Here is a 13660-nt window from a genome sequence, read left to right as displayed (position 1 = left end):
CAAACTTTATACAATATACAATTTTGTAACGCCCAATCGTGACCCGACCATGACCCCACCCTACAAGACCCGAACCCAGATGGTGATGGAAAACCTCCGCGGCCGGATCCTCCGTGGGGAGTTCCCCGCCGGCGCCCCTCTGCGTCAGGATGCCATCGCCAAGGAGCTGGCCGTGAGCCGCATTCCGGTGCGGGAAGCCCTGATGCAACTGGAAGCACAGGGGCTGGTGAAATTCGAGGCCCACCGCGGCGCCGTCGTCACCATGCTGGACGCCGCAGCCATCGACGAGCTCTTTTATTTGCGAGCTCTGCTGGAAGCCGATACCCTGTTCCACGCCGTCGACAAGATGACGGAAGCCACCTTCGCCGAGGCGGAGGCCATCCTCGCCCAGTTTGATCACGCCCTGGAGTCAGGCACCCAGATCGAACACTGGGCCGAGTTGAACCACAGCTTTCACGCCACCCTCTATCAGGCAGCCGGTCGCCCCCAGGCACTTGAACTGATCGCCCAGATCAATCTGAGCTGTGACCGCTATGTCCGCTTCGAGCTGCTCTTTGCCACCGATGGCGTGGACAAGGCGGAGCGTGAACACGCCCAACTGCTGGAGCTGTGCCGCGCCCGGCGCAAGCACGAGGCAGTGGTGCTGCTCAGGCAGCATATCGAGGCAGCAGGCCAGTCGATCAAGCGGATCCTGGCTGGCGGCCACAAGAAATGAACACTCATAAAGCAACCATCTGGCACTAACGACATGAATAATTTCGAGATAATTGAAACCCGCGTCGCCCAAGTCAGGGCCGAGCTGGCCATGCAGGAGTTGGACGCCTTTATCGTCCCCCATGATGATGAGCACCTCGGCGAGTACATCCCCGCCTACGCCGAGCGGCTGGACTGGATCACCGGGTTCAATGGCTCCGCCGGCGTCGCCATCATCATGGCCCAGCGTGCCGCCCTCTTCGTCGATGGTCGCTACACGGTGCAAGCCCGCATGCAGGCGCCGTCCGAGCTGTTCGAATTTCTCCACCTGGTTGAAGATCCCCATGTGCAGTGGCTGGCCGAGCAGCTGCCCTCCGGCACCCGGGTCGGTTTCGACGCCCGTCTGCACAGCCTGACCTGGTACAAGAACGCCAAGGCCGTGCTGGCCGAGCGCGGTATCGAGCTGGTGCGGGTCGAGCAGAACCCCATCGACCTGAACTGGAGCGATCGTCCCGAGCCGACCAAGACGCCGGTCATCCTCTACAGCGAAGAGCTGGCGGGCCAGTCGAGCCAGGCCAAGCGCGAACAGCTGGCCGCCGATCTGCGCAAGCGCGGCCTCGATGCCGTGCTGCTGACCCAGGCCGAGCCGATCAACTGGCTGCTCAACCTGCGTGGTCGCGATATCGAGCGGCTGCCGGTAGTGCTCGGTTTTGCCGTGCTCTACGCCAACACCACCATGGATTTCTTCGTCGATACCGACAAGATCGACTGCTTCGCCTTCAGCCAGCACGTGGGGCAGGATGTCTCCGTCTACCCCATCGACAAGCTGGGCGACGTGCTGCAGCGCATCGGTGAAGACCAGCAGAAGGTGCTGGCCGATCCGGACAGCGCCAACGCCTGGACCCAGCTCATCATGGAAGAGGCGGGCGCCATTCTGGTGGCTGGCCAAGACCCCACCATGTTGCCGAAGGCGTGCAAGAACGAGATCGAGCTGACCGGCATGCGCGCCGCTCATCTGCGCGATGGCGTGGCCATGACCCGCTTCCTCGCCTGGCTGGATCGGCTGATCGCCTCTGGCGAATTTGAAGGGGTGGATGAAGGCACTCTGGCCGATCAGGTGGAAGCGTTCCGCCGCGAGCAGGAGCACTACGTCGAGCCAAGCTTCGACACCATCTCGGCGCTTGGCCCCAACGCCGCCATGTGCCACTACCACCATACCAACGGCACCCCGCGTGCTTTTGGTCAGGACAGCCTCTATCTGCTCGATTCCGGTGGCCAATACATGGATGGCACCACCGACATCACCCGCACCATCAAGGTGGGCGAGGTGACCGACGAGCAGAAAGCGATGTTTACCCGGGTACTGCAGGGTCATATCGCGCTGGATCAGGCCCGCTTCCCGCGCGGCACCGCCGGTATCCAGCTCGACGTGCTGGCCCGCATGCCGCTGTGGCAAGCAGGTTACAACTACGATCACGGCACCGGCCACGGTGTCGGCCACTTCCTGAGCGTCCACGAAGGGCCCCAGCGCATCGCCCCGAAAGGGAACATGGTGGCGCTGCAACCGGGCATGGTGCTCTCCAACGAGCCGGGCTACTACCGGGAAGATGGTTTTGGCATCCGCTGCGAAAACCTGGTGGTGGTGAGCGAGCTGGAGCAGAGTGGCGAGCTGCCGATGCTGGGCTTCGAGCGTCTGACCTATGTACCGTTCGATACCCGCCTGATCGACCGCAGCCTGCTGAGCCCGGCCGAATTCCGCTGGATCAACGAATACCACGCCGAGGTGTTCCGCCGCCTGAGCCCGCTGCTCGAAGGCGAGGATCTCGCCTGGCTGGAGCAGGCAACCAGCCTCATCTGATAACTCAGGGCCTGCGGGCCCTGTTTTTTTGTCCCCCCTTTTGACCTGTATCAACACCCTGCCCGGGCTGGTCAGGAAAATGGCGACCATGAAAATTCATCAAGCCAACCCAGCAAGGGGCGCGCACGCCAGCACCGGCAAAGCGGCGACTGTTCACCCCAGACTGGTGCGCGAGCAGCGGACGGTCAGCGCCATGATCCGCCTCTACTGCCAGCACCACCATCAGGATCCCCACTGCCGTCACTGTCGCAAGCTGCGGGATTTCGCCCACCAGCGGCTCGCCCGCTGCCGTTACGGCCACGGCCACAAACCCACCTGTGCCAACTGCAACATCCACTGCTACGCACCGGCGATGCGCAAACAGATCCAGCAGGTGATGCGCTGGAGCGGCCCCCGCATGCTGCTGCGCCACCCCTGGCTGGCCATCCGCCATCTGCTCGATGGCTGGCGCAAGGCACCCAGACTGCCCCACAGCCGCCCGCTTCCCCCCTGATCGCTCATGCAGGATTCAGAACTCAACCGCTAGGATCTTGCTGTCTGGCGCAGACCCCTTGTCTGCCTTGAACAGTGGAGAAACAAGATGAGCTGGTTTACCCGTTTTCGTGAGCGTCGGGCCCTGCGCCGTTATCTGGCGATGTCGGCGATCCTGGCCAAAGAGTATGGCGCCTGCGAGCAATACAGCGCAGGACAGTTGCTGACCCAGGCCAGGATCCATAAACTGCCGGCCCGCTGGCTTGGTTACTACTTCGCGCTCTATCGCCGCGAAAGCGCGCCTGAACTGGTCAGCGGCTGGCAACTCGACGATGCGCGGCTGCTCGCCCTGCGCCAGTCGCTCGCCGAGAGCCTGTTTCACCACGACATTGCCTATACCGCTCTGGATGTCCGCGAGCTGGCCCGCCCCGCCCAATGGCGCGGTGGCAGCGATCGCAAGGTACAGACCCAGGGCATCACCTTTCGCCAATATTGACCAGAGACGCCTTGATGCACCACAACCCGCCCCTGCTGCGCCCCGCGACCCATACCGACATGCACGCCATCTGGCAAATCGATGCCAAGGTCTTTGGCGAAGATATCTATCCCGCCTTCTTCTTCCGTCAGGCGATGGACTTGTGGCCCGATCTGCTGCTGGTAGCCGAATACGAGGGGCAGCTGGTGGGTTATGTGCTGGGTGGCTTTGGTCAGGAGCGGGACAAAGGGTGGGTACTCTCGCTGGCGGTGCTGCCCGAGGCGCGTGGTTTCGGGCTGGCCGAGCGGATGATGCGTCAGATGGAGACCAATATGGAGGGGCTGCAGATCAGCGAACTGCGGCTCACGGTCGATCCCGCCAACCCGGCCCAGCGCCTCTACTACCGGCTGGGTTATCAACTGGTCAAAGAGGTGGCCGACTACTTCGGCCCCGGCGAGGATCGGCTGGTGCTGGTCAAAAAGCTCACTGATACAGCTGCGATTCAAGGATAAAAGCGGTTACAGAACGCATAATTGGTTACATTTTGCCGATTTCATGTCCCGCTTGCTTGGAGTAAAGTTCAATTCATCAAACTGATTGTTTGAATTCTATTCAGCCTTGGAGGCCTATCATGTTGAAACGAATGACCATTATTGCCCTGCTGGCCGCCACCACCATCACAGGTTGCGCCAATAGCGATGTCTATTCTGGCGATGTCTACACCAAAGACCGCGCCAAGCAGGTTCAAACCGTCAGCTACGGCACCATCATCTCTACCCGCCCGGTCAAGATCCAGGCCGATGAGAACTCCCTGATAGGTACCATCGGCGGCGCCGTCGTCGGCGGCCTGCTGGGCAGTACCGTCGGTGGTGGTACCGGTCGCGATATCGCAGCCGCAGGCGGCGCCATCGCCGGCGCCGCAGCCGGTAACGCCATCGGCAACAAGATGAATCAGGTCGACGGCGTCGAACTGGAGATCAAGAAAGAGAACGGCGAAGCCATCGTGGTGGTGCAGAAAGCCAGCCCCACCTTCACCCCGGGTGCCCGTGTCCGCATGACCCAGGGCAACGGCAGCATCAACGTGGCCGTCGTGAATTAAGAGTGCGAACTAAGAGTTCGGACTAAACGCGCCACCGCGCTTGCACCATAAAAAAACCGCCAGAACCGGCGGTTTTTTGTTGTCTGACGTTCGGGATTACATGCTGTAGGCCTTCTCGCCGTGCGTGGTCACATCCAGCCCTTCCCGCTCGGCATCACCGTTCACCCGCAGCCCGACCACCAGGTCAACCAGCTTGAAGGAGATCGCCGCCACGGCACCGGACCAGAGGATGGTGACACCAACCCCGATGGCCTGGATCTTCACTTGTCCAAGGATGGAGTAACCCTCAGCCACCTGATTGGTGACATAGTCCCACACCCCGGTGCCACCCAGATCCGGGCTGGCAAAGACGCCGGTCAGCAGGGCACCGAGAATACCGCACACCCCGTGCACGCCAAACACGTCCAGACTGTCGTCGGCACCCAGCAGACGCTTGAGACCGTGGACACCCCACAGACCCGCCACGCCGCTGATAAGACCCATCACCAGACCACCACCGACGCCGACCAGACCGGCAGCCGGAGTGATCACCACCAGACCGGAGACAGCGCCGGAGGCCGCACCCAGCAGGGAGGGGCGTCCCTTCATTACCCACTCGGCCAGCGTCCATGACAGGGCTGCCGCAGCCGGTGCCACCCAGGTGTTGATAAAGGCCAGCGCCGCAACACCGTTGGCTTCCAGCGCCGAGCCGGCGTTGAAGCCGAACCAGCCGAACCAGAGCAGGGAGGCGCCGATCATGGTCATGGTCAGGCTGTGGGGGGTCATGGGGTCACGACCGTAGCCCAGACGCTTGCCCACCAGATAGGCACCCACCAGACCCGCCACTGCGGCGTTGATATGCACCACGGTGCCGCCTGCAAAGTCCAGCGCACCATGCTGGAACAGATAACCGGCGGTGGCGGTTGCAGCGGCAGCCGCATCGGCGCTGGTGTAAGCATCCGGACCCGCCCAGTACCACACCATATGGGCCAGCGGGATGTAGGCAAAGGTGAACCAGATCACCGAGAAGAGCAGCACGGCGGCAAACTTGATGCGCTCGGCAAAGGCGCCGACGATCAGACCGCAGGTGATGGCGGCAAAGGCCCCCTGAAACACCACATAGATGAACTCGCTGATACCGACCCCTTTGCTGAAGGTGGCCGCGATGGAGTCAGGCGTAACCCCCTTGAGCAGCACCTTGCTGAAGGAGCCGAACACGCTGTTGCCCTCGGTAAAGGCGAGCGAGTAGCCGTAGATGACCCAGAGCACACAGATGAGGCAGAACAGGGTAAAGACCTGCATCAGCACGCTCAGCATGTTTTTGGCGCGCACCAGCCCGCCGTAGAAGAGCGCCAGACCGGGGATCGACATCAGGATCACCAGTGCGGCCGACAGCAGCATCCAGGTGTTGTCACCCTTGTTGATCGTCACGCTGGCAACCGGTGCCACCGCAGCCTGAACCTGAGAGACCTCATCGGCCCAACTTGGGGTCACCAGCAACGCCGTCAGTATCGGCAGACCCGCCATCATCCATTTTTTGACCATAGAGCACTCTCCTTCCCTGTCGTACCGGTATAAACCGGCTCCGTTTCCTTGATTGAACTTGTGGCCACTGCTCGCGAGCCTCGATTCGCCGGGCGCAGATGGCCAGAAATGACCGCCTGATGGTAAAAAGCATAAAGTGGGCCAAAAGTTAAAACCCATTTAAATCATAATATTAGATATAAACAAACTCCTTTTTGCACCAAAATGGCGCGAGCGTTGCGCTAAGCCACGGCCGGTCGCCCTGTGACAGGGCAAGCGGCATCCCTCGCACCAGAAATGCACAAAATCAGGCGCTATCCCACATGCCGGAGTGATGATCATCGCGCCCGGCCAGCGCGCCGTTTACACTGGCTAAATGCCATGCCGCAACAAGCGGCACGACAGATTCATGATGAGGGCCATTTTCGACACTCTGATGGCAGGCCCAATCCGAGGAACACCATGCAGTCCGATCGTCTCGACCTCAGCGTCACCCGCTATCGCCACTTTGACGCAGAACACCGTGCCCATAGCGCCCTGCTGGGGATACTGGTGCTGACCATCATCTCCACCCATCTCACCCTGCTGCCCCATTACCCCGCCGAGCGGATCCATGCCAGCAGCCTGGGGTTCGAGCTGGTCAACTGGCTCACCATGATCTTTCTGTTCTGGGTGGTACAGTGCGCCCATCTGCCGGCCAAAACCTACCGCCTGCTCTCCTGCGGCCTGATGCTGTGGATCTTGGGTGCGACCGCCGACATCATGGATGAACTGGTCGCCCAGCCGCTCTGGATCGCCATCTATGCCGAGGATCTGCTGCGATCCAGCGGTATCCTGCTGAGCAGCATCGGTATCCTGAGCACCATGCATTACCTCTTTCATATCAATAGCCAGCTCAGACAACAGGCGCTGTTTGACGATCTGACCCGACTGCCCAACCGGCGCTGCTTTCATCAGCAGCTGTTTTTGGGACTGGGGGACTATCAGGTGCTGCTCCTGCTGGACCTTGATCACTTCAAATGGATCAACGACAACTTCGGCCACGACATGGGGGACAAGGTGTTGCAGCAGTTTGGCTCCTTGCTGCAACAGCACTGCCCAGCCGGAGGGCTGGCAGCCCGCGTCGGCGGTGAGGAGTTCGCGATCCTGCTGCCCGACGCCAACCAGACGGAACTGGAGCTGCTGGCAGAGGCCCTGTTGGCAGCAACCAGCACCATAACCCCCGATCCGGCCCATCCTCTGACAGTCAGCATCGGGTTTGGCATCCGCCGGCCGCAGGAGCCGGCGGTCTCGCTGTTCAAGCGGGTGGATCAGGCGCTCTACAGTGCCAAGGAGACAGGCAGAGACCGCTATGTGTCGGCTATCCCTGCCAATAACGGGGAGTGAACCCCGGCCAGAGAACGACCGGGTAATAGATGGCCTGGCCATAACATCGCTGATGGAAAAGGGGCCCCATGGCCCCTTTTCCATCCGTGAAATTCCACCGCCTAAAAGCGGAAGGTGAGCCCGATATTGGCCTGCCACTGGGTCACCAGATCCCCCTTCACCTTGAACAGGCACTGATCCGGGTTGCAGAGAAACTCGCTGCTGTCGTTGGCAAGCGAGCCGTAGCCCCGCACCTCGGCCCGCAGGGCCAGATGCTCGGATAGGCGGGGCTGAACCCCGAGCGCCAGCGACATGGAGGGCATCACCTCGCTGTCGTAAGCGGCAAAGCGCGTTACCCCGATACCGGCACCGATATAGGGCACCATCAGGTTATCGGCGAGGGTCAGTGCACCGGCAAAGTGCAGGGTATCCACCGTCAGGCGATCCGGCTGTTCGGGGGAGAGGGTGGTGGACTGGTGGCTGTAGAGCAGCTCGATCATGCCGGGATCATCCACCTCCTTGCTGATGAACAGTCCCCAGCTGCCGGAGGCCTGCCCCTTCAGCTCGTCAAGGCTGGTCGAGACCGGCGCGGGCTGCGGATCCTCGCTGCGCTTGAAATCGATGGCGGAGCTGTAGCCGTAAAATGGCGTCACCTGCCAGCTCAATCCGGCCCCGGCCTCCCCCTCACCGCTCCACGCCTGCCCAAGGGGCAGCAGTGCCCCCATCATCACCATCCCCACTCGTCTCATCTTCACCTCCGGCCAATCCATTTTGCTCAAAAAGCATACCAGAGCCGCCCCATCGCCATCCTAAATGGCACCTGTACCGGCTCATTTTCAGCGGCGTTAAAAGCACCTGCGCCATTCATCGGCCATTAACCCCGGCCACGTATGCTGACGCCCAATCCGGGTCATGGTGGCCCGGCACAAGCCGACAGCAGAAGGATGCCGGAGATGGCGACAGCCCCCCTCAACGACCCGCAACACACCCTCGCCAATACCCTGCGGGCCACCGCCCACGCCATCGAGGAGAGCCATATCAGCCTGCGCCAGATGCTCGCGCTGGTGGGCGAGCAGGGGATGCTGATCTTCTGCGTACTGCTCACCGTCCCTTTTCTGCTGCCGGTCTCCATCCCTGGTGTCAGCACCCCGTTTGGCCTCTTGATCCTCTTTATCGGCATTGGCATCACCTTAAACCGGGTACCCTGGCTGCCCGCCATCCTGATGGAGCGCCGCTTTGCCGCCGACCAGCTCAAGCCGACCCTCACCAAGGGGGCCGATCTGCTGGCCCGCATCGACCGCTACATCCGCCCGCGCCTGCTCGCCCTGACCGCCAGCAGCACCATCAACCGCTGCAACGGCCTGCTGATCATGCTGGCCGCCCTGCTGCTGATGCTGCCTCTGGGCGCCATCCCCTTCACCAATGCCCTGCCCGCCTGGGCCATTCTGCTGCTGGCCACCGGCATGCTGCAGCGGGATGGTCTGTTTGTCGCCGGCGGCTACCTGCTGGTAAGCGCGACCCTGGTCTGGTTCAGCGTACTGGCGGCCGGCCTGCTGATGGCGGGCCAGAGCGCCACCAGTTTGCTCGGCTAAACCCGAGACAAAGAAAAAGGGCGACCGGATGGTCGCCCTTTTTGACTTGTGCGGGATCCGCCGTTACAGCAGATCGTAGATAAGGGCCGAGATGGCCAGCAGCCCGATCACCAGCACGAAGAGGGTACTCGCCCCGCGATAACGCTTGAGGGCGGGCAGACGATAGATGGAACATGCCGGCAGCAGGAACAGGATCACCGCGATGAGCGGCCCGCTCACCTTCTCGATGATCTCCAGCACGTTGGGGTTCAAGTAGGTAATCACCCCGGTCACCACGAACAGAATGACCGACGAGACCCGCGCGATGGTCGCTTCACGCAGCGAAAGTCCCAGCCCCTGACAGGCGCCGCTCACCATGCTCACCGTCCCCTCGCTCACCCCCATGGAGGTGCCGAGGAAGGATTTGGACATGGCCAGAATGGCGATGAGCGGCCCCACATAGGCGATCAGCGGATTGGAGAACTTGTTCGCCAGCGCCGACAGCACGGAGATATTGTCGATGCGCGCCTGCGCCATCTCGGCCTGACTCAGGCTCATCACGCAGCTCACCACGAAGAACAGCACGCTGCCGCAAATCAGCAGGCTGCTGCACTTGATGATCCGCTTGGCGCGCAGGTCGGCGCTCTCCTGACAACGCTTCTTCTGCGCCGCACTGAAGGAGGAGATGATGGGCGCATGGCTGAAGGAGAACACCATCACCGGCACGATCAGCCAGAGGGATTTCCAGAACGCCGGATCACGCCAGTCTAGCGCCTGACTCTCGCTGAAGTAGGAGAGGCTCCATTGGGGAAGCAGATAGATGGAGAGGCCGATCAGAAAGGCGACCATGGGCAGCGCCAGCACGCTGATGGCCGACACCACGATCTGCTTGCCCGCCAGCAGCACCAGATGCAGACCCAGCATCACCCCCAATACCAGCAGACCGCGCGGGATCTCGGCATCCCCCAGCTGGTGCACCACAAAGCTCTGGATCGCGTTGGTGATGGAGATGCTGTAGACCAGAATGATGGGGTAGAAGGCGGTCAGATAGACCAGCATCAGCAGCTTGCCCGCCCGCGCCCCGAAGTGCTCCTCCACCACATGGGTGATATCCCCCTCCTTGTGGGAGCTGGAGAGCACAAAGCGGCTCAACGCCCGATGGGAATAATAAGAGAGTGGAAATGCGAGCAGCAAAATAAACAATAAAATAACCGGCGAATTACTGCCGACGGTAATTGGGAGAAATAGCGTACCGGCACCGACCGCAGTGGCATATAAGCCCATGGTCCATACCGAATCACTTTTCTCCCATTTCAATTTTGAAACCGGGTTACTCTTTTCAGCAATAGAAACACTCATTGCAATATATACCTTATTAATCTGTCATCATTATTTTTATTGGCCCGAATAACAGGCTGGCAATATCAGGCGGCATTTAGCCGCAGGTGCAGAAAAAGCAAATCCGCCAGCGGCCAACAGGGCCACCGGAGTGAAATGGAGATGCCACGCTACCATCGTTGAAATCGCCATCCGGGTCAAGGTTAATAATTCATGACCGTTTGAATCGGATTGTTTCAAAACGGGGTGAGATGTATCGCATTCGTCACCAGCACTCCCATTTGTCCCCGTTTGATAACATACCGATAAACCCTTGTTCTGTTGCCCAACAACACAAATAAGAACAGCGATCGGGCAGCCAATATTACCACCATAGCTCGCGAGATATCAGTGAAATAATATGGCGAACTTTTCATCCAATTAATGTTTGCATCAACAAGGGGTTGTTCATTAATTTTCGGGGGCGGCAGGACAGTGCGCCACCCGATTGCGCCCCGTCCGCTTGGCCTGATAGAGCCACTCGTCGGCACGGGCCAGGGCCACATTGATATCCTCCCCCGGCGCAACCAGCGTGGCCCCCAGACTGACCGTCATGCCGACCGGTTCGGCGGGCAGCGCCTCGACCGCAGCGCGGATCCCCTCGGCCATCTGCAACAACCCGGCTTCATCAATCCGTGGCAGCAGGATCACGAACTCCTCGCCACCGCTGCGCACAAAGAGATCGTCCGCACGCAGCCGGCCATCGACACAGGCGGCAAAGCGCTGCAGGGCCAGATCCCCCTGCTGATGGCCGAAGCGATCGTTGATCTGCTTGAAGTGATCGATATCGAGCATGAGCAGGCCGCAAGGGGCCTCGCTGCCTCTCACCTGCTGGCAATGTTCGAAGAAGTAGCGGCGGTTATGGAGGCCGGTCAGCTGGTCGGTCTCGCTCTGGCGCTGCAGGCGCTGCTGCAACTCGAACTGGCGGGTGATATTGCGGGTCACCCAGGCGACCGCCCGCTTGCCGTCGTAAAGGGATGGCAGAGGAGCAATCTTGCCCTCAAAGCGCTGCATCCCTTGCGGCCCGACACCGGCATCAATACCGCCCACCTCGCTGGCAGCCAGATCGTACTCGACCACCTGCACCTGGCCGCTATCCAGCGCCAGCGCGACCTGCGCCATTACCCAGAGCGCCATCGTCTCCGGCAACACATCCCGCAGCTGCTTGCCTGCCAGCGGATTGCCATCCTGATAGGATTGCTGCTCCACGCCCCCTATGTATTCCACGTAATAGCCATCTTCACTCAGGATGAAGACCGGATCGGGCAACTGGGCCATCACCTCGTAAAGCTGCGATACCGAAAGAGTCATGGATGCTCCTGTACTTCTTGTGTGTGGCTTGTGTGTGGCCAGCAGGGGCCGCCTATTGTGCCCCAAGCCGGTGCCCCACCAGCAATCAGCATAAGAGATAGATTTGCAGCGGTAGCCAACAATCCTTTACAGCAAGTGTACCCCGTGTGGTGAAACGGCACGGCACGGCACGGCACGGCACGGCGCAGCGAGCAAACCACCAGGATCCGCCCATATCCCATTGTTTCAAAAAGAGGCTTCGTTTAGGCTCCTGTGGCTCGCCCCCATTTTTGTCCCTCCATGGAGACGCAGCCCAATGCCGCAGGAGGGGAATCGCACAAGGAGTTGCAGGATGAAAAATGCCATCGTCAAAGCCCGTTTCGAGGCGGTCAGCCTTGAAGGGGAACAGCTCACCCTCAAGATCGCCATCAAGGCTCCCGAGCCGGATCCACGCTCGGCTGGTGGCGACTGGCGCTGCAAGGTGAAGCTGGCGGGGCTGAGCGACAAGACCTTTATCTACGGCATCGACAGCCTGCAGGCCCTGAGCCTCGCCATCAAGTTTGTCGAGACCGAGCTGCGCGCCTTCTCCGATGCGGGCTGGCAGTTCTATCTGCCCGACGGCCCCGATCACCCCATCGACATGAGCGCCTGCTACTTCCCGGCGCTCTAGCCCGGCCAATCCAAGGAGACCAGATGCACGGACCCGATCCCGCCAATCCCCACCCCATGAACGGCTTTCCCCAGGTGTGCTTTATCAAGAACACCATCAAGGGGCCCAATATCGAGGTGGGTGACTACACCTATTACGACGACCCGGAGGATTCCGCGGGCTTCGAGCGCAACGTCCTCTACCACTTCCCCTTCGTCGGCGACAAGCTGATCATCGGCAAGTTCTGCGCCATCGCCCGCGGGGTGAAGTTCATCATGAACGGCGCCAACCACCAGACCTCCGGCTTCTCCACCTACCCTTTCTTTATCTTCGGCAACGGCTGGGAGAGCGCCGCCCCCGCCCCGGGCAGCCTCCCCTACAAGGGCGATACCGTCATCGGCAACGATGTCTGGATTGGCTATGACGCCCTGATCATGCCGGGAGTAAAGGTCGGCAACGGCGCCATTATCGCCGCCCGCTCCGTGGTCACCGGCGACGTGCCCGCCTATGCCGTGGTCGGTGGCAACCCGGCCAAGGTGATCCGCTACCGCTTCGACGACGACACCATCGCCCGTCTCAACGCCATCGCCTGGTGGGACTGGCCGGTAGAGCAGATCAGCCGCAACCTGCCGCTTATCAGCGGCGGTGAGATAGCCGCGCTGGAAGCGGCAACCCGTTAGAGACAACCACCATCAAGCAGGAAGCACTATGCAATTAACCCCACCCCAACCGCCTCAGGACGATGAGATCGAAGCGCTGCGCATTGGCCTCTCGGGCTTCAACACGGGTCACGCCGGCACCCATCTGCGCGAGCGGATCGCCAGCGTTATCAAGGATAAAGAGGGCAAGGTACACGGCGGCATCATCGCCGACATCAAGTGGGGCTGGCTGCACGTCGACTGGCTCTGGATCGACGAAAGCATCCGCCGCGATGGCTGGGGCGGCCGCCTGCTCGGCGCCATGGAGCAGTACGCCCAAAGCAAGGGCATCACCAACTACCATCTGGAAACCACCAGTTTTCAGGCCCTCCCCTTCTACCAGAAGCAGGGTTACGAGGTCTTTGGCCAGCTGCCCGATATGCCGCCGGGGCATGTGAGTTATTTTTTGAAGAAGCAAGGCATTTGTAATGAATAAAATTTACAAATACATGAAATTTAGACCTGATTTTTTTAAAAAACCTAGCCTTAGGTTAAGTCAACGCTGTGCACTAAATGACCCTTTTGAGCTCAGCCCGGACCAAGATACGCTAGATAAAATATTAGAAGATGCTCATCGAGAGGATTTCTTCCAACAAATTGCAGAATATGCA

At 60.6% G+C, this 13660-nt stretch carries 16 protein-coding genes; 12 read left to right on the top strand and 4 right to left on the bottom strand.

What is annotated here, in order from left to right:
* Positions 1–49: 49 nt before the first annotated feature.
* The 6 genes from LG31_RS0106840 (at position 50) to LG31_RS0106815 (ending at position 4596) form a co-directional block, all read left to right on the top strand.
* On the top strand, positions 50–715 hold the full coding sequence (locus LG31_RS0106840; protein WP_033113736.1) for a GntR family transcriptional regulator: 666 nt from the start codon (positions 50–52) through the stop codon (positions 713–715).
* Between the two features lie 33 nt (positions 716–748).
* Entirely contained in the window at positions 749–2551 is a 1803-nt protein-coding gene (locus tag LG31_RS0106835; RefSeq protein WP_033113735.1) for an aminopeptidase P family protein, read from the top strand.
* Positions 2552–2639: 88 nt separating this feature from the next.
* Positions 2640–3044: a nitrous oxide-stimulated promoter family protein gene (locus LG31_RS0106830; protein WP_033113734.1), complete on the top strand. Its 405-nt coding sequence runs from the start codon at positions 2640–2642 to the stop codon at positions 3042–3044.
* Positions 3045–3131: 87 nt separating this feature from the next.
* Complete coding sequence (locus LG31_RS0106825) at positions 3132–3518, top strand: DUF6559 family protein (protein ID WP_033113733.1); 387 nt, start codon at positions 3132–3134, stop codon at positions 3516–3518.
* 14 nt (positions 3519–3532) lie between these two features.
* Entirely contained in the window at positions 3533–4009 is a 477-nt protein-coding gene (locus LG31_RS0106820; protein ID WP_033113732.1) for a GNAT family N-acetyltransferase, read from the top strand.
* Positions 4010–4128: 119 nt separating this feature from the next.
* Positions 4129–4596 (top strand): outer membrane lipoprotein, encoded by a 468-nt coding sequence (locus tag LG31_RS0106815; RefSeq protein WP_033113731.1) that lies wholly within the window; start codon positions 4129–4131, stop codon positions 4594–4596.
* Between the two features lie 96 nt (positions 4597–4692).
* Here LG31_RS0106815 and amt read toward each other — a convergent pair whose 3' ends face one another.
* Positions 4693–6120, bottom strand: a complete 1428-nt coding sequence (gene amt, locus LG31_RS0106810; protein WP_033113730.1) for an ammonium transporter — start codon at positions 6118–6120, stop codon at positions 4693–4695.
* A 441-nt stretch (positions 6121–6561) separates the two neighbouring features.
* Here amt and LG31_RS0106805 point away from each other — a divergent pair, with 441 nt between their 5' ends.
* Positions 6562–7485, top strand: a complete 924-nt coding sequence (locus tag LG31_RS0106805) for a GGDEF domain-containing protein (protein WP_033113729.1) — start codon at positions 6562–6564, stop codon at positions 7483–7485.
* Between the two features lie 101 nt (positions 7486–7586).
* Here the strand turns inward: LG31_RS0106805 and LG31_RS0106800 are convergent, their stop codons facing one another.
* On the bottom strand, positions 7587–8213 hold the full coding sequence (locus LG31_RS0106800; RefSeq protein WP_033113728.1) for an outer membrane beta-barrel protein: 627 nt from the start codon (positions 8211–8213) through the stop codon (positions 7587–7589).
* Between the two features lie 204 nt (positions 8214–8417).
* Between LG31_RS0106800 and LG31_RS0106795 the strand changes: the two genes are divergently transcribed.
* Positions 8418–9056 (top strand): exopolysaccharide biosynthesis protein, encoded by a 639-nt coding sequence (locus LG31_RS0106795; RefSeq protein WP_033113727.1) that lies wholly within the window; start codon positions 8418–8420, stop codon positions 9054–9056.
* A gap of 63 nt (positions 9057–9119) precedes the next feature.
* Here the strand turns inward: LG31_RS0106795 and LG31_RS0106790 are convergent, their stop codons facing one another.
* Positions 9120–10394, bottom strand: coding sequence for an amino acid permease (locus tag LG31_RS0106790; RefSeq protein ID WP_033113726.1), 1275 nt, complete (start codon positions 10392–10394; stop codon positions 9120–9122).
* A 429-nt stretch (positions 10395–10823) separates the two neighbouring features.
* Positions 10824–11723 (bottom strand): GGDEF domain-containing protein, encoded by a 900-nt coding sequence (locus LG31_RS0106785; protein ID WP_033113725.1) that lies wholly within the window; start codon positions 11721–11723, stop codon positions 10824–10826.
* 331 nt (positions 11724–12054) lie between these two features.
* Here LG31_RS0106785 and LG31_RS0106780 point away from each other — a divergent pair, with 331 nt between their 5' ends.
* The 4 genes from LG31_RS0106780 to LG31_RS21575 all read left to right on the top strand — a co-directional run.
* Positions 12055–12372 (top strand): DUF6968 family protein, encoded by a 318-nt coding sequence (locus LG31_RS0106780; RefSeq protein WP_033113724.1) that lies wholly within the window; start codon positions 12055–12057, stop codon positions 12370–12372.
* A 23-nt stretch (positions 12373–12395) separates the two neighbouring features.
* Entirely contained in the window at positions 12396–13031 is a 636-nt protein-coding gene (locus tag LG31_RS0106775; protein ID WP_033113723.1) for a Vat family streptogramin A O-acetyltransferase, read from the top strand.
* 28 nt (positions 13032–13059) lie between these two features.
* A complete protein-coding gene (locus LG31_RS0106770) occupies positions 13060–13485 on the top strand; it encodes a GNAT family N-acetyltransferase (protein WP_033113722.1) in 426 nt (141 codons plus the stop codon).
* Positions 13478–13660, top strand: a 183-nt coding sequence (locus LG31_RS21575) for a hypothetical protein (protein WP_238567486.1), incomplete at its 3' end; no start/stop codon positions are given. The genes LG31_RS0106770 and LG31_RS21575, both read left to right, overlap by 8 nt.

This window comes from Aeromonas lacus, from assembly GCF_000764665.1.
Classification (GTDB): domain Bacteria; phylum Pseudomonadota; class Gammaproteobacteria; order Enterobacterales; family Aeromonadaceae; genus Aeromonas; species Aeromonas lacus.
This window is presented reverse-complemented; position numbering and strand designations above follow the sequence as displayed.